The following is a 20,446-nucleotide window of genomic DNA, read 5'->3' on the forward strand; positions in this document are numbered from 1 at the left end:
GTATAAATCGTTTATACCGTATTAATAGTATAAATAATATTAATCGTATCGTCGTACCGGCCGCGCAGGCCGCCGCACAGATACCGCACTTTTCACAACAAGAACATACATGGCCAAAATTTTTTGTGTAGCAAATCAAAAGGGCGGCGTAGGCAAGACCACCACCAGTGTCAACCTCGCCGCCGGACTGGCCAAACTGAACCAGCGCGTGCTGCTGGTGGACCTGGACCCGCAGGGCAACGCCACGATGGGCGCCGGCATCAACAAGGCCGGCCTGAAGGCCTCGACCTATGAGGTGATGCTGGGCGAGTGCGACGTCGCCACGGCGCGCCAGCGCTCCGAGGCCGGCCGCTTCGACGTGCTGCCCTCGAACCGCGAGCTGGCCGGCGCCGAGGTCGAGATGGTTTCGCTGGAAAACCGCGAGCGCCGCCTGAAGGACGCGCTGGCCCTGATCGACGGCGAGTACGAGTTCATCCTGATCGACTGCCCGCCGGCCTTGTCGATGCTGACCTTGAACGGCTTGTGCGCCGCGCACGGCGTGATCATCCCGATGCAGTGCGAGTACTACGCGCTGGAGGGTTTGTCCGACCTAGTCAACACCATCAAGAAGGTGCACGCCAATCTGAACCCGGACCTGAAGATCATCGGCCTGCTGCGGGTGATGTTCGATCCGCGCATGACGCTGTCGCAGCAGGTCTCGGCCCAGCTCGAACAGCACTTCGGCGACAAGGTGTTCAACACCATCATCCCGCGCAATGTGCGCTTGGCCGAGGCGCCGTCGTATGGACTGCCCGGCGTCACCTTCGACCCGGCGTCGAAGGGCGCCCAGGCCTACATCGCCTTCGGCGCGGAGATGGTCGAGCGCATCAAGAAGATGTGAGCGGCGCCGCCCGACACCCAAATACTGCAACACTGACGCAACACTTAGGACAGCATGGCAACCAAAAAACTTAAAGGCCTGGGTCGCGGCCTCGACGCGCTGCTCGGCGGCGACGGCGACCTGAACAATCCGGCGCTCGGCACCCCGTCCGAACTGCCGGTGTCGCAGATGCAGGCCGGCAAATACCAGCCGCGCACCCGCATGGACGAGGGCGGCTTGCAGGAGCTGGCCGCCTCGATCAAGAGCCAGGGCATCATGCAACCGATCCTGGTGCGCCCGATCGGCACCGACACGCTGACCGGCGCCGTCAAGTACGAGATCATCGCCGGCGAGCGCCGCTTCCGCGCCGCCCAGCTGGCCGGCCTGGAAAACCTGCCGGTGCTGGTGCGCGATGTCGACGACCAGGCCGCCGCCGCGATGGCGCTGATCGAGAACATCCAGCGCGAGGACCTCAACCCGCTGGAGGAGGCGCAGGGCATCCACCGCCTGATCACCGACTTCAGCTTCACCCACGAGCAGGCCGCCAACGCGGTCGGCCGCTCGCGCAGCGCCGTGTCGAACCTGCTGCGCCTGATGAATCTGGCCGGCGCGGTGCAAACCATGCTGATGGCCGGCGACATCGACATGGGCCACGCCCGCGCCTTGCTGGCGGTCGACGCCGCCAGCCAGATCAACCTGGCCAACACCGTGGTCGCCAAGCGCCTGTCGGTGCGCGAGACGGAAAAGCTGGTGCAGCGGACCATGGAGGAGTTGAACAATCCAGTTGCCGCAAAGCAAAAGGAAAAATCCGGCGACATCGTCCGTCTGGAAGAGGAGTTGTCCGATTCCCTGGCCACGCCGGTGGTGTTCAAGATGGGCAGCAAGGGCCGTGGTCAAATGATCATCGACTTCGCCGACCTCGACATCCTCGACGGCGTGCTGGCCCGGCTGCGCGCCTGAACAGGGCGGCGACCGGAAGTCGGCCGCCGCCCGGCCGGCGCCGCCGCGCGCCGGCCGCCCGGTGTTGCCATCATGCAATCACGGCCGGGCTTGCCATTGTGCCAAGCCCGGCCGCCCACTTGCCAGCACATTGCCATCCCGGCAAGCCGTGTGATATATGCGCGGCGTGATAAGCCCGGCCCCGCCGACAGCCCCGCGTAAGTAGTACTGCGTATCATCGCCGCATGCCCCGGCGCATTTGTCGAAAAATCCACCCTGCCACAAAATGGTGCAAGTCATGGGGATCGGGTCCTAACAGCGTGTCATTCGCGCAGCATTTGCTCTGCTGCGGTGCAGCAATGTTTGACTGGAGCCACTAAACGCACTTATAATCCCGTGTCTTTGGGTATATCGGCTTTTCTGGGAACTTGGCAAGTGAGTGATAAAACACAAAGTATCGCCCAGCCAGTCTTTCGAGTCGTCGCCCTCCAGTTCGCCATCGTCACTGGATTTGCATTGCTTGCGTGGAATATCGGCGATGCGAATAAAGCCTGGTCAGCCGCCTACGGCGGAGCGATCGCAGTCATCGGGAGTCTGATGTACGCGATCGTTGTCGCGGGCGGAACAAATGACGCCAAAAAAGCCTTCCGGACGCATGTGCGCGCCGAAATGCTAAAAATATTTATCACGGTAGTGCTGTTCGTGTTGGCACTAGCGCTGTTTCAGTCGGCCGCATGGTTATGGCTGATCTTGGGTTTCGCGGTGGCAACCTTGGCATATTGGTTCTCACTGCTCGCAGTTTAATCACCAAAATCTAAAACTTTTATGACCATAGAAAACGCTGTTGAGGCGGCCCACGAGGCGCCGACTTCCATCGAGTACATCCAGCATCACTTGAGCCACCTGCGCAATGCGGAGAATACCGTCAACCTGGACACGTTCTGGGTTTCGGCCATTCTGGGCCTGATTTTCCTGGGCGTGTTCTACATGGCTTCGCGCCGCGCCACCGCCGGCGTGCCGGGCAAGCTGCAAAACTTCGTCGAAGCCGTCATGGAGCTGGTCAACGAGGTCGTCAATTCGGCCTTCCACGCCAAAAGCAAGGTGATCGCGCCGCTGGCCATCACCATCTTCTGCTGGGTTTGGCTGATGAACGCGATGGACTTCCTGCCCGTCGACCTGCTGCCCAAGCTGCTCGGCTACGCCGGCGTGCACAAGCTGCGCGTCGTGCCGACCGCCGACGTCAACCACACTTTCGGCATGTCCTTCGGCGTCATGCTCTGCATTATTGGTTTCTCGATCAAAGCCAAGGGTCTCGGCGGCTGGGGTAAAGAGTTGCTGACCGCGCCCTTCCATGCGCATGGCTTCATGGCCATCGTGCTGGCCCCGGTCAACTTCGCCTTCCAGATGATCGAGTTGCTGGCCAAGCCACTGTCGCTGTCGCTGCGTTTGTTCGGCAATATGTACGCCGGCGAACTGCTGTTCATTCTGATCGCTCTGTTGCCTTGGTGGGCGCAGTGGCTGCTGGGTGGTCCTTGGGTCATCTTCCACATCCTGGTGGTGACCCTGCAAGCGTTTGTGTTTATGGCGTTGACTGTCGTGTACCTGAGCCTCGCGGTTGAGAAGCACTAAGCAACATTGGTTTTACTTTTTTAGTATCTGTAGTCTTTTTTAAAATCTTAGGAGAAATATATGCAAGCTCTGATCGCACAAGTACAAGGCATGACCGTTCTGGCCGCAGCAATCATCATCGGCCTGGCCGCCATCGGTACCGCACTCGGTTTCGCAATTCTGGGCGGCAAATTCCTGGAAGCCTCGGCTCGTCAACCAGAACTGATGCCACAACTGCAAACCAAACTGTTCGTTATCGCCGGTCTGCTGGATGCGATCTCGATGATTGGCGTCGGCGTTGCCCTGCTGTACACCTTCAGCAACCCGTTCTTGGCTGCCGTTATCGCCGCTGCTGGTAAGTAATTCGCTCCCTTCTAGGAGAAACTTTTAGTTAGGAGCAAAGGTATGGACATCAATATGTCTCTCATCGGTCAGATGATCACCTTCGCGGTGTTGGTCTGGGTTTCGATGAAGTTCGTATTTCCATCGCTGAATTCGGCGTTGGATGAGCGTGCCAAGCGTATCGCTGACGGTCTGGCTGCGGCCGACCAGGGCCAGGCCGCGATGGTTGTTGCTGAAAAGCGCGCCGCCGAGGCACTGACCGGTGCGCGCGAAGAAGCTTCGCAACGTGTTGCCGACGCTGAAAAGCGCGCGCAACTGGTCGCTGAAGAAATCAAAGCAAATGCACAAGCCGAAGCCGACCGCATCATTGCGCAAGCCAAGGCGGACGCCGATCAGCAAGTGGCCAAGGCTCGCGAAGAACTGCGCGCTCAGGTGGCTGACCTGGCTGTGAAGGGCGCCGAGCAAATTCTGAAGCGCGAAGTTACCGCAGCGGCCCACGCCGACCTGCTGTCGCGCCTCGCTGTCGAGCTGTAATCATGGCAGAAAACGCAACCGTCGCCCGTCCCTACGCGGAAGCTTTGTTCCGCGTAGCCCAAGCAGGTAAGGAATCGTTCAACCTCGCGGCGTGGTCCGAACTGGTGTCAGAATTGGCCCAGATCGGTAGCCACCCCGAGGTGCAAGCGTTCGCACGCAATCCGAAGGCCTCGGAATCCGACGTCGCCGCCGCCATTCTGGCGCTGGTCAAGTCGCCGCTCAACGCGGAAGCCAAAAACTTCCTGGCGATGCTGATCGAAAACGGTCGCATCAGCCTGCTGCCGGAAATCGGCGCCCAATTCCACGCCCTGAAAAACAGTGTGGAAGGCGCCGCCGACGCAGACATCTCGAGCGCGTTCGAACTGAGCGCGGCCCAAGTGGCCGAGCTGGTCGCTACGCTGGAAAAGAAATTCAGCCGCAAGTTGAAGCCGGCCGTGAGCGTCGATCCCACGTTGATCGGCGGCGTGCGCGTGGTGGTTGGCGATGAGGTGCTCGACACCTCGGTCCGCGCCAAGCTGCAGCAAATGCGTGCCGCTCTGGTCGCCTAAGTCCCCGTCGGACTTCGGCCACCGCCTGCTTAGAACAGATTCTTCCCCTCGCGCAAGCTGAGAGAAACACTTTTAGGAGTTAGTATGCAACTCAACCCATCTGAAATCAGCGAGTTGATCAAGAGCCGGATCCAAGGTCTTGACGGCGGCGCTGAAGTGCGTAACCAAGGCACGGTCATTTCCGTCGCCGACGGTATCTGCCGCATCCACGGTCTGTCCGACGTGATGCAAGGCGAGATGCTGGAATTCCCGGGCAACACCTTCGGCCTGGCGATGAACCTGGAGCGCGACTCGGTCGGTTCCGTGATTCTGGGCGCCTACGAGCACATCTCCGAAGGCGACACGGTCAAGTGCACCGGCCGCATTCTGGAAGTGCCGGTCGGTCCCGAGCTGCGTGGCCGTGTGGTCAACGCGCTGGGCCAGCCGATCGACGGCAAAGGCGCCATCGACGCCAAGATGACTTCGGCGATCGAAAAAATCGCCCCGGGCGTGATCGCCCGCGAGTCCGTCTCGCAGCCGATGCAGACCGGCCTGAAGTCGATCGATGCGATGGTGCCGATCGGCCGCGGTCAGCGCGAACTGATCATTGGCGACCGTCAAACCGGTAAGTCCGCCGTGGCGGTTGATGCGATCATCAACCAAAAAGGTCAGGGCATGACCTGCATCTACGTCGCGATCGGTCAGAAAGCCTCGACCATCAAGAACATCGTGCGTTCCCTGGAACAGCACGGCGCGATGGAGTACACCATTGTTGTCGCCGCTTCGGCCGCCGAATCGGCCGCCATGCAGTACATCTCGGCCTACTCCGGTTGCACCATGGGCGAATACTTCCGCGACCGCGGCGAGGACGCCCTGATCGTCTACGACGATCTGTCCAAGCAAGCCGTGGCCTACCGTCAGATCTCCCTGCTGCTGCGCCGCCCGCCGGGCCGCGAAGCCTACCCGGGCGACGTGTTCTACCTGCACAGCCGTCTGCTGGAACGCGCGGCCCGCGTCAACGCCGACTACGTCGAAGCCTTCACCGGCGGCGCCGTCAAAGGCAAGACCGGCTCGCTGACCGCGCTGCCGATCATCGAAACCCAGGCCGGCGACGTCTCGGCATTCGTGCCGACCAACGTGATTTCGATCACCGACGGCCAGATCTTCCTGGAAACCTCGCTGTTCAACTCGGGTGTCCGTCCCGCGATCAACGCCGGTATCTCGGTGTCGCGCGTCGGTGGCGCCGCCCAGACCAAGGTCATCAAAAACCTGTCGGGCGGTATCCGTACCGACTTGGCCCAGTACCGTGAGTTGGCCGCGTTCGCGCAGTTCGCCTCCGACCTGGACGAGTCGACCCGCAAGCAGCTCGACCGTGGCGCCCGCGTCACCGAACTGCTCAAGCAAGCCCAGTACTCGCCACTGTCGATCTCCCTGATGGCCGCCTCGCTGTTCGCAGTGAACAAAGGCTTCCTCGACGATATCGCGGTCAAGAAGGTACTGCCATTCGAAGCCGGTCTGCACGCTTACCTGAAGACCAAGCAAGCCGCGCTGCTGAGCAAGATCGAAGAGTCCAAGCAACTCGACAAAGACGGCGAAGCAACGCTGTCGGCCGCCATTGTTGACTTCAAGAAATCCGGCGCATTTTAAGCGGCTGGCGTACCAGCGACACGGCGGTCCCGGCGGCAACGCGGCGGACCGCCACCACGCGCAGAAGGAGTAAGGACTCATGGCAGTAGGCAAAGAGATACGTGGCAAGATCAAGAGCGTAGAGAATACGAAGAAGATCACCAAGGCGATGGAAATGGTCGCCGCATCCAAAATGCGCAAGGCGCAGGACCGGATGCGCGCCGCCCGTCCCTACAGTGACAAGATTCGGAACATCGCCGCCAATCTGGCAAGCGCCAATCCGGAATACACCCACCCGTTCCTGGCCGAAGAGGCCAGCAACGCGGCCAAGGCCGTTGGTTTCATCGTGGTCACGACCGACAAGGGTCTGTGCGGCGGTTTGAACACCAACGTGCTGCGGATGGTGACGGCCAAGTCGCGCGAGCTGGAAGCGGCGGGCAACAAGGTGCAAGCGGTTGCCATCGGTAACAAAGGTTTGGGATTCTTAAACCGCGTCGGCGTTCCCGTCGTCGCGCACGTAACGCAGATCGGCGACACGCCGCACCTGGAAAAACTCATCGGACCGGTCAAGGTCATGCTCGAGAAGTTCCAGAACGGCGAGATCGACGCAGTCTATCTGTGCTACACCAAGTTCATCAACACGATGAAGCAGGAGCCGATGGTGGAGCAGTTGCTGCCGCTGCCGGCCGCCAAGAAGCAGGCCGACAAGGGTAATCACAGCTGGGATTACATCTACGAGCCGGATGCCGCTTCCGTCATCGATGAACTGTTGGAGCGCTATATCGAAGCGCTGGTGTACCAGGCTGTGGCGGAAAACCTGGCGTCCGAGCAATCGGCGCGCATGGTCGCGATGAAGGCGGCAAGCGACAACGCCGGGAGTGTGATCGGCGAACTCAAGCTGATCTACAACAAGACCCGCCAAGCTGCGATTACCAAAGAACTCTCCGAAATCGTCGCCGGTGCGGCTGCGGTTTAAACGAATTTAACTATATTTGAAGGAACGAACATGGCTGATGGCAAAATCGTTCAGTGTATCGGCGCTGTGGTGGACGTTGAGTTTCCCCGCAACGCGATGCCTAAGGTATTCGATGCCTTGAAAATGGCCGGCTCCGAGCTGACCCTGGAAGTACAACAACAGTTGGGCGACGGCGTGGTGCGTACCATTGCCCTGGGTTCGTCCGACGGCCTGCGTCGCGGCATGATGATCCAGAACACCGGCAAACCTATCATGGTGCCGGTCGGTAAAGCGACCCTGGGTCGCATCATGGACGTGCTGGGCAACCCGATCGACGAATGCGGTCCCGTCTCGCACGAGCAGGTCGCCTCGATCCACCGCGCGCCTCCTGCCTACGACGAACTGTCGCCATCGCAAGAGTTGCTGGAAACCGGCATCAAGGTGATCGACCTGGTGTGCCCGTTCGCCAAAGGCGGTAAAGTCGGCCTGTTCGGCGGCGCCGGCGTCGGCAAGACCGTCAACATGATGGAACTGATCAACAACATCGCCAAGGCGCACTCGGGTGTTTCCGTGTTCGCCGGTGTGGGTGAGCGTACCCGCGAAGGTAACGACTTCTACCACGAGATGGCCGATGCCAAAGTGGTCGATCTGGAAAATCCGGAGAACTCCAAAGTCGCCATGGTCTACGGTCAGATGAACGAACCGCCGGGCAACCGTCTGCGCGTCGCGCTGACCGGTCTGACCATCGCGGAATCGTTCCGTGACGAAGGCAAGGACGTTCTGTTCTTCGTCGACAACATCTACCGCTTCACCCTGGCCGGTACCGAAGTTTCCGCACTGCTGGGCCGTATGCCTTCCGCCGTGGGTTACCAGCCTACCCTGGCCGAAGAGATGGGCCGTCTGCAAGAGCGCATCACCTCGACCAAGACCGGTTCGATCACCTCGATCCAGGCCGTCTACGTCCCGGCCGATGATTACACCGATCCGTCGCCGGCGACCACCTTCGGCCACTTGGATTCGACCGTCGCCCTGTCGCGTGACATCGCCTCGCTGGGTATCTACCCGGCGGTCGATCCACTCGACTCGACCTCGCGCCAGCTGGACCCGCTGGTGGTCGGCCAGGAACACTACGACACCGCCCGTGCCGTACAGATGACCCTGCAACGCTACAAGGAACTGCGCGACATCATCGCGATTCTGGGTATGGACGAGCTGGCACCGGAAGACAAACTGCTGGTGGCGCGCGCACGTAAGATGCAGCGTTTCCTGTCGCAGCCTTTCCACGTCGCTGAAGTGTTTACCGGTTCGCCAGGTAAATACGTTTCGCTGAAAGACACGATCAAGGGCTTCAAAATGATCGCTTCCGGCGAACTCGATCACCTGCCAGAGCAAGCGTTCTACATGGTCGGCACGATCGAAGAAGCCATCGAAAAAGCCAAAAAACTCAACTAATCGTTGAGTTTGGCGCGGCCCCGCCTGCTGGCGGGGCCGCTCAAAACCGATAGGACACACATGGCAAATACTATTCACGTTGACGTGGTTTCCGCCGAGGAGTTGATCTTCTCCGGCGAGGCCGAATTCGTCGCGTTGCCGGGCGAGCAGGGCGAGCTGGGGATCTATCCCAAGCACACCCCGCTGATCACCCGCATCCGTCCGGGCGCGGTGCGCATCCAGATTCCAGGTCAAGCGGAAGAAGAGTTTGTCTTCGTCGCCGGCGGCCTGCTGGAAGTGCAGCCGCACGCCGTGACCGTGCTGGCCGACACCGCGATTCGCGGCAAGGATCTGGACGAGGCCAAGGCGACCGCCGCGAAAAAACGCGCGGAAGAGAACCTGGCCAACAACAGCTCGGGCATCGACTACGCCAAGGCGCAAGCCGAACTGGCGGCGGCGATCGGCCAACTGGCCGCCATCGCCAAGCTGCGCGCGAAGCACTAAGCAAGACCGGGCAGGACAGCAGCAATGCGGAAAAGGCAGCCTCGGCTGCCTTTTTTTACGTCCGCCGGTTTGCCATCGGACGGTGTCATTTCGCCGCCGCCGCAGCAGCAGCCACGGCCAGCAGCGCGGCGGGATTACTGCGGGCAATGGCGAGCAGGGTAAGGGCGGCGCCGCTCGGTTGCTTGCGGCCTTGTTCCCATGCCAGCAGGGTGCGCACCGACACGCCCAGCAATGCGGCGAACTGGGACTGCGACAGGCCGGTGTTCTTTCGCGCCTGCAGGACGGGCGAGTAGACGACTTGTAGCAATCCCGCCTTCATTTCTGTCGCCGCCTGCAACAATTCGGACGCCAGGTCGCGCGTCTCTTCGACGGCTTCCAGCTCGGCATCGCTCAGCGGTAGTTTGCTACTGGTAGGCACGGCGGATCTCCTTGAGTTGGGCGCCCGTAAGATTCCCTACTTTCGACTTTGCATACAGTGTGAGCAGGACTAATTCACCGGCGGCATTTCGGGTGAAATAGATGACCCTGACGCCACCCGCCTTGCCAGAGCCAGCCCGGCTCCAGCGCACTTTTCGAATGCCGCCCGAGCCTGGAATGACATCGCCGGCCAGTGGATGCGCCGCAATGAACGCCGCGAACGCACCGCGTTCTTCCTCGGTCCAATACAAGGGCCAGAGCCGTTGAAACAACGCAGTTTCGACCACGGTAAGCATGATCCGACCATACTCTCGAAGAGTATAGGCAGAAAAGCGGGGAGATCAAAGCTTCGCCGATGTCGGGCTTATTCGAGGCCGGCAGCGCGCTGGATTTGTCGCGCCGCCGGTCCTTTCTGCTTAATCGCGTCCCTGCAAGGTGCGCTTGCGCGGCGCCCGCGTGATCGCCTTCCACTTGGCCCGCTCGGCGCTGCGTTCGAGCGGGGTCTGCTCGACCAGGCGGGCCTGGCGCAGCAGCTTGTGGTAGTTGCGCAGGCGGTCGGCGTCGACGCTGCCGCGCACGGCGCAGCCGGGCTCGCCGTCGTGGCGGCAGTCGCGGAACTGGCAGCGCGCGGCCAGCGCGGCGATGTCGTCGAAGCCGGCCGCCAGGGTGTGCTCGTCGGCGTCCGGCTGCCAGCGCAACTGTTGCAGGCGCCCCGCGACGTCGACGCCGATGTCGGCCTTGCTCATCACCACGCGCAGGTCAACGATTGTTTGCCGCCTGGCAGCTGCGGCGGTAGTCGGCCGGTGGCTTGCCGACCAGCTTTTCGAAGTCGGAGGTGAAGTGGGCCTGGTCGAAATAGCCCAGCGCCTGCGCCAGCCCGGCCAAGTCGGGCTCGTCGCCCTTGGCCAGGCGGTCGGCGGCGTCCTGCAGGCGGTTGCGGCGGATCGCCCACTTCGGGCTGACGCCGACATAGTCCATGAACAATTGCTGCAGACTGCGCAGGCCGAGGCCGGCCTGCTCGGCCAGCTGTTCGGCGCGGGTGATGTCCGGCCGCTCGCGCAGCAGGGCCAGGATGGCGTCGATGCGCTCGACCTTGGCGTCGGGCGGCGGCAGGGCGCGGCGCAGCACGGCGCTGGCGGCGGCGAGCATGCTGGCGTCGTCGACCGCGTCGAGCACGGCGCGTTCGTCGGCCGCGCCGTCGCCGCCGAACAGGGGCGCCAGCGGCATGGTGCGGTCGGTCAAGGTCTTCAGCTTGTCGCCGAGGAAGCCGCGAAAGCCGCCCGGGCGGAAGCGCAGGCCCAGCACCCGGCCGCTGCCCTGCAGGGTGTAGTCGAAGGCGCCGGTGACAACGCCGAACACGGCGGTGCGCTCGCGGTCGAACACCAGGTTGACGCAGGGATGGGGCAGCGTGCGTTGCACATGCGTGAAGCCCGCGGGCAGACGCCATTCGACCAGCCAGAAAAAGTCGAGGAAGGGGGCCAAGTCGGCCTCCGGCAGATAGCGTTCCAGGCGGAAGGCTTGTTGCGCGGCGGCAGGGTTGACCACGCCCTTCGGGCTGTCGGTCAGCGGTTGCAAGGTGCTCATGATGATGGCGGGCGCGGCACTGGATATTTGTGCCGCCTTCGTGTTTTTACAAGACCGCCATCATAGCAAGAGTTAGTATGATCGCCTTGATAACACAACGGAGACCAGCATGACAAACGCCCTGACCCTGTTCCACACTCCCTACTCGCGTTCCAGCGGCAGCCTGGCCCTGCTGGAGGAGCTGCATGCCGAATACCAGTTGCATTTGCTGAACCAGAAGAAGGGCGAGCAGCGCCAGCCCGAGTATCTGGCGGTCAACCCGATGGGCAAGGTGCCGGCCGTGCTGCATGGCGAGGCGCTGGTGACCGAGCAGGTCGCCATCTTCCTCTACCTGGCCGACCTGTATCCGCAGGCCAAGCTGGCGCCGGCCATCGGCGACCCGCTGCGCGGCCCGTATCTGCGCTGGATGGCCTTCTACGGTTCCTGCTTCGAGCCGGCAGTGTGCGACTTTTCGCTCCAGCGCGAGCCGGCGCCCGCCTCCGCTTGCCCCTACGGCGACTACCAGACCACGCTCGACACGTTGACCGCGCAACTGGCCAAGGGACCGTATCTGCTGGGCGACACCTTCAGCGCCGTCGACGTGCTGTGGGCCACCTCGTTGTCCTGGATCGTCGCCTACAAGATGGTGCCGGATCTGCCGGTGATCACCGCCTACATCGAGCGCGTCAACCAGCGCCCGGCGATGCAGAAGGCGGCCGCCAAGGACGCCGAGCTGTACGCCGCGCAGTCGTCGACGTAGCCGTAGGTGCAACAGTAAAGCAGGCGGCTGGCCTCAAAGCTTACGTTATTGGCGAAATGACTTTCCCCATCATGACGGACACCTCCGATAGGTACGATGTCCCTATCGGCTAGGCTGGCGTGTCGGCAGCCTCCGCCCGCAGGCCCCAGTCCGGAATGTTTGGGTAGTATCTGGTCGAACGGCCATTGCCTGCGCGTAGCAATAAACCCCAGTCCTCCAGCTCGCTCAAGTCGCGCGACGCGGTCGCCCGCGAGGCGCCGGTGAGGCTTTCATACTTCTTGGTACTCATGCCGCCCTCAAAGCCGCCGGGACCGGCATCGAGTATGACGTTGATTACCTTGCGTTGACGCGGCGAAAGCTCCTGCTCGCCATGCGCCCGCCAGAAGCGGCCCTTCGCCATCGCTTCATCGATGATGAGCGCGGCCTGCTCGCAGGCGACACGGACTTGTTTGACAAACCAGGCGACCCAGGCCGTCACATCCAAGCCGCCGCGCTGCGCCCGCTCCAGTTCGCTGTAATAGTCGTCGCGTCTGGCCAGCAGGCCTTGCGAGATGCGCATCAGCCGGCTGGTCTCGCCGCTGTCCCGCGCCAGCAGCAGATCGACGATGACGCGGCCGACGCGGCCGTTGCCATCCTCGAAAGGGTGTACGGTCTCGAACCACAGATGGGCAAGCGCCGCCCGTACCAGGCTGTCGCCACGGCCGTCGTGGTTGAACCAGTCCAGCCAAGCCGCCATCTCGGCCGGCACCATGGCGGAGGGCGGCGCCTCGTAGTGCAGCTTTTCATGGCCGATGCGGCCGCTGACGATTTGCATCGGCTCGGCGTGTTCCCGATACGCGCCAACACGGATCTTGTTGATGCCGGAATATCCAGTTGGAAATAGCGCGGCCTGCCAGCCGTGCAAACGCTCATGGCTGAGCGGCACTGCGGCGCGATTGACGGCGTCATCCATGATATCGAGCAAGCCATCGATATGTCGCGGGACGCTCGCTCCCGATTGGCCGGCAACACCCAGGCGCCGGGCGACGGACGAGCGCACCGCCAACAAGCTCAAATGTTCGCCTTCGATGGCGGCCGTCGCCACCGCTTCCTGACTCCAGGCTTCGGCCGCGAGCGTTCGGCGTTGCTCGAAACCGATGGCGCTCAGCTTGCCTTCGATGACACCTTGGGCACGCCGGGCGAGCGCGACTTCCCCACCTACCACGGCGCCATCGTAGTGCATGCGGGGCCAGTCCGGCTGCTGCCAGATGAAGTGCGGGGCGTCCATCGATTGTTCTTGAAGGGGGAGATGAGGCGAATATAGCACATAATCGACTCATATTTTGAGTCGATTATGTCGACTAAACACCTCAAGGTTTGAGGCGTTTAGACTTTTCAACCCCGGCCAACCCCGGCCGACAGCGGCCGACCTGCGCGCCTATTTGTTCTTGTTGAACACGTCGACGCAGACGGCGGCCAGCAGCACCAATCCCTTGATGACCTGCTGGTAGTCGATGCCGATGCCCATGATGGACATGCCGTTGTTCATCACCCCCATGACGAAGGCGCCGATCACCGCGCCCATCACCTTGCCGACCCCGCCCGAGGCCGAGGCGCCGCCGATGAAGCAGGCGGCGATCACGTCCAGCTCGAAGCCGACGCCGGCCTTCGGCGTGGCGGTGTTGAGCCGCGCGGCGAAGACCAGGCCGGCGACGGCGGCCAGCACGCCCATGTTGACGAAGGTGTAGAAGCTGACGCGTTCGGTGCGGATGCCCGACAGCCGCGCCGCCTTCTCGTTGCCGCCGACGGCGTAGACGCGGCGGCCCGGCACGGTGCGCTGGCTGATGAAGGTGTAGGCCAGGATCAGCAGGGCCATCAAGGCCAGCACGTTGGGGATGCCCTTGTAGGAGGCCAGCAGGTAGCTGAAGTAGACCAGCGCGCCGCTGAACACGGCCAGCTTGGCCAGGAAGAAGCCGTAGGGTTCGCTGTCCATGCCATGGCGCTGCTGGCCGGCGCGGCCGCGCAATTGCAGCACGAGCATCAGCACGGCGCCGGCCACGCCCAGCAGCAGCGAGCCCAGGCGCAGGTCGGCGTGGCCGAAGGGGTCGGGCAGGAAGCCCGAGCTGAGCAGCTGGAAGCCGTCCGGGAAGGGGCCGAGCGACTGGCCTTCCAGCACGGCCAGGGTGAGGCCCTTGAACACCAGCATGCCGGCCAGGGTGACGATGAAGGAGGGAATCTTCAGGAAGGCGACGAAATAGCCCTGGGCGGCGCCGATCGCCGCGCCGGCCAGCAGGCAGAGCAGGCTGGCGGCGACGAAATGCAGCTGGAACTTGACGATCAGCACCGCCGCCAGCGCGCCGACGAAGCCGACCACCGAGCCGACCGACAGGTCGATGTGGCCGGCCACGATCACCAGCAACATGCCCAGCGCCATGATGACCACATAGCTGTTCTGCAGCACCAGGTTGGTCAGGTTGAGCGGCTGCAGCAGGGTGCCGTCGGTCATCACCTGGAAGAAGGCCATGATGGCGAGCAGCGACAGCAGCATGCCGTAGTCGCGCATATTGTTTTTCAGGAAGCCCTGGTGGCGCCGCGCCGGCGCGTCCGGATCGTTGGCCGGCTGGCCGTGGCCGCCGGCCGGGCCGGTGTCGCGGCCGGTGTCGTGGCCATGCCCCGCCGCCGCCGCCGCCGCCGCCGCCGCCGTGGCGGCCGCGTCCGGCGTCGCGCTGGCCGGCGCCGTGCCGACGAGTTTCAAATCGAGTTGCTTACCCATCTCATTCTCCATGATTGACGATCGCGTGCATGATCTTTTCCTGCGTCGCCTCGGCCGCGTCCATTTCGGCCGCGAAACGGCCCTCGTTCATCACATAGATCCGGTCGCACATGCCGAGCAGTTCGGGCAGTTCGGACGAGATCATGATGATGCTTTTGCCCTCGGCCACCAGGGCGTTGATGATGCTGTAGATTTCGTACTTGGCGCCGACGTCGATGCCCCGGCTCGGCTCGTCCAAAATCAACACGTCCGGCGCCGAGAACAGCCACTTGGCCAGCACCACCTTCTGCTGGTTGCCGCCGGACAGGTGCAGGGTTTTCTGCCGCACGCCCGAACAGCGGATGCGCAGGCGCTGGCGGTAGCCATCGGCCACCTTGTATTCGCGGGCCCGGTCGATCACCTGGCGGGCGGCGATGCCGGCCAGGTTGGCCAGGCTGATGTTGCTCTGGATATCCTCCTCGAGCAGCAGGCCGAGCGCCTTGCGGTCCTCCGTCACATAGGCCAGGCCGTGGCCGATCGCCTTGCTGACGCTGCTGACGTCGATTTCCTCGCCGTTCTTGTACACGCTGCCGCTGATGCGCCGGCCGTAGGAGCGGCCGAAGATGCTCATCGCCAGCTCGGTGCGGCCGGCGCCCATCAGGCCGGCGATGCCGACCACCTCGCCGCGGCGCGCGTGCAGGTTGACCCGCTTGACCACGGCGCGCTCGCTCTGTTCGGGATGGAACACCTGCCAGTCGCGCACCTCGAAGACGGTGGCGCCCGGCCGCCGTGGCCGGGACGGGTAGCGCTCGGCCATCTGCCGCCCCACCATGTGCTCGATGATGCGGCCCTCGCTGATGGTGCCGACGCGGCAGTCGTAGCTGTGCACGGTGTTGCCGTCGCGCAGCACGGTGATGGCGTCGGCGACGCGCGAGATCTCGTTGAGTTTGTGCGAGATCAGGATCGCCGCGATGCCCTGGCGCTGCAAGTCCAGCAGCAGGGTCAGCAGGGCATCGCTGTCGCTCTCGTTGAGGCTGGCGGTGGGCTCGTCGAGGATCAGCAGCTTGACCTGCTTGCACAGCGCCTTGGCGATCTCGACCAGTTGCTGCTGGCCGACGCCGAGCTGGTTGACCGGCGTCTCGGGCGACACGGCCAGGCCGACGCGGCGCAGCAGCTCGACGCTGCGGCGGCGCATTTGCTCGCGGTCGATCACGCCGAAGCGGGTCGGCTCGTTGCCCAGGAACAGGTTCTCGGCCACCGACAGCAGCGGCACCAGGGCCAGCTCCTGGTGGATGATGATGATGCCCAGGCGCTCGCTGTCGCGGATGTCGCGGAACTCGCGCGGCCGGCCGAGGAACTCGATGTCGCCGCTGTAGCTGCCGTAGGGATACACGCCGCTGAGCACCTTCATCAGGGTCGACTTGCCGGCGCCGTTCTCGCCGACGATGGCGTGGATCTCGCCGGCGCGCACCGTCAGGTCGACGTGGTCGAGGGCGACCACGCCGGGGAAGGTCTTGCGGATGCCCCGCATCTGCAAAATCGCCTCCATGTCAGCGGATCTGCGCGTCGGTGTAGTAGCCGCTGTTGGTGATCAGCACCTCTTTCCAGTTCGACTTGTCGACCGTCACCGGTTTGAGCAGGTAGGACGGCACCACCTTGACGCCGTTGTTGTAGGTCTTGCTGTCGTTCACCTCGGGCGTCTTGCCGCTCATGATGGCGTCGACCATGTTGACGGTGACCTTGGCCAGTTCGCGGGTGTCCTTGAACACGGTGGCGCGTTGCTCGCCGCGCAGGATCGACTTGACCGAGGGAATCTCGGCGTCCTGGCCGGTGACCACCGGCATCGGCTGCGCCGGCGTGCCGTAGCCCACGCCCTTCAGCGAGGACAGGATGCCGATGCTCAGGCCGTCATACGGCGACAGCACGGCGTCGACCCGCTCCTTGCCGTAGTAGGCGCTGAGCAGATTGTCCATGCGCGCCTGGGCGACGGCGCCGTCCCAGCGCAGGGTGGCGACCTTTTCCATGCCCAATTGCTTGCTGCGCACCACCAGCTTGCCCTGGTCCATATACGGCTTGAGCACCGACAGGGCGCCGTTGTAGAAGAAGTGGGCGTTGTTGTCGTCGGCCGAGCCGCCGAACAGCTCGACGTTGAACGGGCCTTTGGCGTGTTTCAGGTCGAGCGCCTTCTCGATGTAGGCGGCCTGCTGCACGCCGACCTGGAAGTTGTCGAAGGTGGCGTAGTAGTCGACGTTCTTCGAGCCACGGATCAGGCGGTCATAGGCGATCACCTTGATGCCCTTGTCGGCCGCCTTCTGCAGCACGCCGGACAGGGTGGTGCCGTCGATGGCGGCGATCACCAGCACCTTGGCGCCCTTGGTGATCATGTTCTCCAGCTGGGCCAGCTGGTTGGGGATGTCGTCGTCGGCGTATTGCAGGTCGGTCTTGTAGCCGCGCTCCTTGAACACCTTGACCATGTTGTCGCCGTCGGCGATCCAGCGCGACGAGGTTTTGGTCGGCATCGAGATGCCGATCGGCCCCTTGGTTTGCGCGCCGGCCAGGGGGGCGGCGAGGGTGGCGGCGCCCAGCAGGGCGCCGGCGAGCAGAAGCTTGATTCGTGTCATTGTGGGTCTCCGTATTGTTTTATTGGGCTGCAGAGACGATCATAGGTATTCCATAAACTTAATCTAATAACTTTTTTCTTGGAAGTGATATCCGTTTTGATATCACCTGCCGTCTTTAGGGCGTGCGCGGCATTGGCGGCGCCACCAATTGGGCGCCAAAGTTATCGCTTTTGGAAAAGAATTCATTACTTGTATATCACTGGAAAGGCCACGATGACAGTTCGGGAACAATTTCGAGTCGGCAAGGAGCTCAAGCTGCGCGAGCAGGACGCCGGCGCCAACCGCCTGTCGAGCCGCGCCGATGACGCCGGGCTGGGCAAGGCCGAGGCCAAGGCGCAGGACCGCGCCAGGACCGCCGGCCTGATCGCCCGCATCGCCGAGCTGCAGGTGATGTTGTACGCGCAGCGCCAACAAAAAGTTTTGCTGTTGTTGCAGGGAATGGACACTTCGGGCAAGGACGGCACCGTGCGCGCCATGTTCAGCCAGATCAGTCCGATGGGCATCCGCGCCGTCGGCTTCAAGGCGCCGACCGACATCGAGCTGGCCCACGACTATCTGTGGCGGGTGCATCAGCAGGTGCCGGTCAAGGGCGAGGTGGCGATTTTCAACCGCAGCCACTACGAGGATGTGCTGATCACCAAGGTGCAGGGCATGATCGACAGCAAGGAGTGCAAGCGCCGTTACGCGCAGATCTGCGACTTCGAACGCATGCTCAGCGAGACGGGCACGACCATCATCAAGGTGTTCCTGCACATTTCCAAGGACGAGCAGCGCGAGCGCCTGCAGGAGCGCCTGGCCGACCCGGACAAGCAATGGAAGTTCGACCCGAACGACGTGGTCCAGCGGCAGAAGTGGGACGACTACCAGCGCGCCTACGAGCTGGCGCTGGTCGCCACCGATTGCGACCATGCGCCCTGGTACGTGGTGCCGGCCGACTCCAAGACCCAGCGCGACCTGGTGGTCGCCTCGCTGTTGCTGGAAACGCTGGAGGGTATGAAGCTGGGCTTCCCGCCGGCCGACCCGAAATTGACGGCGACGCTGATCGAATAGCCGCGCGGTGGGACAGGGCGGCGCGGCGGGGCGGCGCGGCGGCGCGGCTCAGACCGGTTTCACGCCCATTTCGGCGCAGAACTCGGCATAGCCGCCGGGGTCCTTGTGTTTCAGCCGGCGCATGTACTCGGCCACCTCCGGTGCGCCGGGCAGGGTGTCGCTGGCCGTCAGCCGTATCATGTTTTTCTTGATTTCCTTGAGTCCCTCGATCGCCACCGCCGCGTCTTTCAGCCGATCCCGCGCCTCCTTGCCCTTGTCGGTGGCCGGCGGGTGACGCTCGGCGAGGTCGAGCAGCAGTTCGGACAGCCAACCGAGTTGCCGGCCGTAGGACGCCTGGTTGAACACCTGCAGTTCCAGATCGCCGTCGCCGGCCTTGGCGGGGATGGCGTCGAACCACGATTTGAGCCCGATTTCCTGGGCCACGCTGCCGCTCCAGGGAAGATGGATTTGTGGTGCCCAACTCCATTGCGTCGGTTGCATAAGCTACTCCTCTGTGTGGTGGGGGAAACCGGCCGCCGCCGCGCGCCGGCCGTCCCACCGGCGTTCAGGGGCAGCTGCCGATCACGTAGAAGTTCGGTCCAGTGCGCTTTAGTGTAGTGCGAATGTAAATATTGTCCAAGCCCATACTCTGGTTCGAGCCGTTGGCCAGCGCCGTGAAGAACTTGTCGTGGGCCCGGCCGGCGCGGACGTGGTCGAAGTTGCTCGCCGTCACGCAGTCGCCCTCGGGCGGCGGCGGTGGCGGCGGCGCGCCGGTCAGCCGGTCGACCATCAGCTTGATCGCCGCCATCTGCCGGCCACCCTTTTGGGCGTACTTGGCGTCGTCGTAGTTGAACCAGTCCCAGCAGGCGTTCGGGTTGGCCAGCGGGTTGATCGGCGCCGTTTGCGGATACAGCAGCACGATGCGGTTGCTGTCGGCCCAGCGGTTGTAGCCGGTGTTCTTGACGTATTTGTCGCCGATGTTGGTCGGGTCCTGCAGGCAGCCGTGCAGCACCACGTGCAGCCGGCAACCCTGGCCGGCGTTGTTGTCGCAGCCGGGCGGCAGGTAGAGGAAACCGCTGGCGGCCATGCCGTGGCTGGTCGGGTCGGCCAGGAAGGCGGTCTGGTCGAACTCGATGAACTTGCCGGCCGGCGTGGCGCCGCCGCGCGGATTCAGGCCGCCGTAGATCCATTGCAGCAGGGCGCCGGCGGCGTCGAAGGCGCAGTTGTTGATATAGGGCGAACCCAGTTTGTCGCAACTGTTGCCGAAGTCGTCGGTGGGCATCGCGTGCTGGGCCGCCAGATCCTTCTTGTACGATATATTCGCGCTATTAATGTAGTGGAGGTAATAGGTTTCCAGGTCGCTCATCACGGCCTGGGGCACTAGGGTGTCGGCGCTGCCGGACAGCATCCAGATGCGTTGGTGGGCCAACCCGGCGACGGCATCGATCGTCTTGTCGGCGGCGTTCTGGTCGGTGATGGCGACGAGCTCGCTCACCTTGGTGCCGCCCGGCTTGACCTGGCACAGGAAGGGGCTGCCGGTGCAGCTGCAGACGGTGGTGGCGGTGTTGAGGTTGCCCCGCGCGCAGTAGTAGGGGCCGCCGGCGATCACGCCGACACCGTCGACGCTGGCCGAGAACGCCACGCCGTATTGCACCGCCATGTAGCCGCCCGAGGACAGGCCCGACACCGACACCTGGCCGGCCTTCATGGCGGGCAGGGCGACCACCTGCTGCGCCCGGGCCGGCGCGGTGGCGGCCAGCAGCGTGAGCGCGGCCAGCAGCGCGAGCGTGCGGGTCAGGAATATTCGACAATGCAATGGCATGGCAGCTCCCCGTCGGCGATATTTGAGCTGTCATTCTGCGGTAGCTCAGCGACAAGTGTTTAATCTGGCTCAATCGGAACCGGCTTCGCCGCCGTCCACATGACGGCGCGCCGCGGCACAGTGGCACAGCGGCACAGTGACAACGCGCGCGCCGGCTTTGGCTTAGAATGGTTTTCCT

The 20,446-nt window shown here is 63.3% G+C and carries 23 protein-coding genes; 13 read left to right on the forward strand and 10 right to left on the reverse strand.

What is annotated here, in order from left to right; genetic code table 11:
* The first annotated feature begins 109 nt into the window (after positions 1-109).
* The 11 genes from H7U20_RS03895 (at position 110) to H7U20_RS03945 (ending at position 9,325) form a co-directional block, all read left to right on the forward strand.
* Complete coding sequence (locus H7U20_RS03895) at positions 110-880, forward strand: ParA family protein (protein WP_199518301.1); 771 nt, start codon at positions 110-112, stop codon at positions 878-880.
* A gap of 54 nt (positions 881-934) precedes the next feature.
* Positions 935-1,819, forward strand: a complete 885-nt coding sequence (locus tag H7U20_RS03900) for a ParB/RepB/Spo0J family partition protein (RefSeq protein ID WP_199518302.1) — start codon at positions 935-937, stop codon at positions 1,817-1,819.
* Positions 1,820-2,233: 414 nt separating this feature from the next.
* Positions 2,234-2,602: an ATP synthase subunit I gene (locus H7U20_RS03905; protein ID WP_199518303.1), complete on the forward strand. Its 369-nt coding sequence runs from the start codon at positions 2,234-2,236 to the stop codon at positions 2,600-2,602.
* Positions 2,603-2,623: 21 nt separating this feature from the next.
* Entirely contained in the window at positions 2,624-3,427 is an 804-nt protein-coding gene (gene atpB / locus H7U20_RS03910) for a F0F1 ATP synthase subunit A (RefSeq protein WP_199518304.1), read from the forward strand.
* A gap of 60 nt (positions 3,428-3,487) precedes the next feature.
* Positions 3,488-3,769, forward strand: coding sequence for a F0F1 ATP synthase subunit C (atpE, locus tag H7U20_RS03915; protein ID WP_093385793.1), 282 nt, complete (start codon positions 3,488-3,490; stop codon positions 3,767-3,769).
* Positions 3,770-3,811: 42 nt separating this feature from the next.
* Positions 3,812-4,282: a F0F1 ATP synthase subunit B gene (locus H7U20_RS03920; RefSeq protein ID WP_199518305.1), complete on the forward strand. Its 471-nt coding sequence runs from the start codon at positions 3,812-3,814 to the stop codon at positions 4,280-4,282.
* A gap of 2 nt (positions 4,283-4,284) precedes the next feature.
* Positions 4,285-4,830, forward strand: coding sequence for a F0F1 ATP synthase subunit delta (locus tag H7U20_RS03925; RefSeq protein WP_199518306.1), 546 nt, complete (start codon positions 4,285-4,287; stop codon positions 4,828-4,830).
* 84 nt (positions 4,831-4,914) lie between these two features.
* Positions 4,915-6,456 carry a F0F1 ATP synthase subunit alpha gene (gene atpA, locus H7U20_RS03930; protein ID WP_199518307.1) on the forward strand — a complete coding sequence of 514 codons (1,542 nt, stop codon included), beginning with the start codon at positions 4,915-4,917 and terminating at the stop codon, positions 6,454-6,456.
* 79 nt (positions 6,457-6,535) lie between these two features.
* Complete coding sequence (gene atpG / locus H7U20_RS03935) at positions 6,536-7,411, forward strand: F0F1 ATP synthase subunit gamma (RefSeq protein ID WP_199518308.1); 876 nt, start codon at positions 6,536-6,538, stop codon at positions 7,409-7,411.
* 30 nt (positions 7,412-7,441) lie between these two features.
* The gene (gene atpD / locus H7U20_RS03940; protein WP_199518309.1) at positions 7,442-8,842 is read left to right on the forward strand and encodes a F0F1 ATP synthase subunit beta; all 1,401 of its coding nucleotides are present in this window, start codon (positions 7,442-7,444) and stop codon (positions 8,840-8,842) included.
* A gap of 60 nt (positions 8,843-8,902) precedes the next feature.
* Positions 8,903-9,325 carry a F0F1 ATP synthase subunit epsilon gene (locus H7U20_RS03945; protein WP_199518310.1) on the forward strand — a complete coding sequence of 141 codons (423 nt, stop codon included), beginning with the start codon at positions 8,903-8,905 and terminating at the stop codon, positions 9,323-9,325.
* Between the two features lie 85 nt (positions 9,326-9,410).
* Here H7U20_RS03945 and H7U20_RS03950 read toward each other — a convergent pair whose 3' ends face one another.
* The 4 genes from H7U20_RS03950 to H7U20_RS03965 form a co-directional block, all read right to left on the reverse strand.
* Complete coding sequence (locus tag H7U20_RS03950) at positions 9,411-9,743, reverse strand: helix-turn-helix domain-containing protein (protein ID WP_370593071.1); 333 nt, start codon at positions 9,741-9,743, stop codon at positions 9,411-9,413.
* Positions 9,730-10,038 (reverse strand): type II toxin-antitoxin system RelE/ParE family toxin, encoded by a 309-nt coding sequence (locus tag H7U20_RS03955; RefSeq protein ID WP_199518311.1) that lies wholly within the window; start codon positions 10,036-10,038, stop codon positions 9,730-9,732. Before H7U20_RS03955 ends, H7U20_RS03950 begins: the two co-directional genes overlap by 14 nt.
* Positions 10,039-10,158: 120 nt before the next feature.
* Positions 10,159-10,488 (reverse strand): ribosome small subunit-dependent GTPase A, encoded by a 330-nt coding sequence (locus H7U20_RS03960; RefSeq protein ID WP_233410484.1) that lies wholly within the window; start codon positions 10,486-10,488, stop codon positions 10,159-10,161.
* A 13-nt stretch (positions 10,489-10,501) separates the two neighbouring features.
* Entirely contained in the window at positions 10,502-11,326 is an 825-nt protein-coding gene (locus H7U20_RS03965; RefSeq protein ID WP_199518312.1) for a helix-turn-helix domain-containing protein, read from the reverse strand.
* 109 nt (positions 11,327-11,435) lie between these two features.
* On the opposite strand from H7U20_RS03965, the gene H7U20_RS03970 reads away from it, so the two are divergent.
* Positions 11,436-12,065, forward strand: coding sequence for a glutathione S-transferase family protein (locus tag H7U20_RS03970; protein ID WP_199518313.1), 630 nt, complete (start codon positions 11,436-11,438; stop codon positions 12,063-12,065).
* Positions 12,066-12,174: 109 nt separating this feature from the next.
* Here the strand turns inward: H7U20_RS03970 and H7U20_RS03975 are convergent, their stop codons facing one another.
* The 4 genes from H7U20_RS03975 to chvE form a co-directional block, all read right to left on the reverse strand.
* Complete coding sequence (locus tag H7U20_RS03975) at positions 12,175-13,332, reverse strand: Fic family protein (protein ID WP_199518314.1); 1,158 nt, start codon at positions 13,330-13,332, stop codon at positions 12,175-12,177.
* A gap of 150 nt (positions 13,333-13,482) precedes the next feature.
* Positions 13,483-14,817, reverse strand: coding sequence for a multiple monosaccharide ABC transporter permease (mmsB, locus tag H7U20_RS03980; RefSeq protein WP_233410485.1), 1,335 nt, complete (start codon positions 14,815-14,817; stop codon positions 13,483-13,485).
* A 1-nt stretch (position 14,818) separates the two neighbouring features.
* On the reverse strand, positions 14,819-16,345 hold the full coding sequence (mmsA, locus tag H7U20_RS03985; RefSeq protein ID WP_199518315.1) for a multiple monosaccharide ABC transporter ATP-binding protein: 1,527 nt from the start codon (positions 16,343-16,345) through the stop codon (positions 14,819-14,821).
* Between the two features lies 1 nt (position 16,346).
* Positions 16,347-17,417: a multiple monosaccharide ABC transporter substrate-binding protein gene (chvE, locus tag H7U20_RS03990; RefSeq protein WP_199518316.1), complete on the reverse strand. Its 1,071-nt coding sequence runs from the start codon at positions 17,415-17,417 to the stop codon at positions 16,347-16,349.
* 213 nt (positions 17,418-17,630) lie between these two features.
* On the opposite strand from chvE, the gene H7U20_RS03995 reads away from it, so the two are divergent.
* A complete protein-coding gene (locus H7U20_RS03995) occupies positions 17,631-18,467 on the forward strand; it encodes a PPK2 family polyphosphate kinase (protein WP_199518317.1) in 837 nt (278 codons plus the stop codon).
* 48 nt (positions 18,468-18,515) lie between these two features.
* On the opposite strand, the gene H7U20_RS04000 is transcribed toward H7U20_RS03995, so the two are convergent.
* Together H7U20_RS04000 and H7U20_RS04005 are read right to left on the reverse strand one after the other, a co-directional pair.
* Complete coding sequence (locus tag H7U20_RS04000) at positions 18,516-18,947, reverse strand: hypothetical protein (RefSeq protein ID WP_199518318.1); 432 nt, start codon at positions 18,945-18,947, stop codon at positions 18,516-18,518.
* A 64-nt stretch (positions 18,948-19,011) separates the two neighbouring features.
* The gene (locus tag H7U20_RS04005; RefSeq protein WP_199518319.1) at positions 19,012-20,268 is read right to left on the reverse strand and encodes an extracellular catalytic domain type 2 short-chain-length polyhydroxyalkanoate depolymerase; all 1,257 of its coding nucleotides are present in this window, start codon (positions 20,266-20,268) and stop codon (positions 19,012-19,014) included.
* Between the last annotated feature and the right edge of the window lie 178 nt (positions 20,269-20,446).

It is taken from the genome of Rugamonas violacea (assembly GCF_016461825.1).
Taxonomy (GTDB): Bacteria; Pseudomonadota; Gammaproteobacteria; order Burkholderiales; family Burkholderiaceae_D; genus Rugamonas.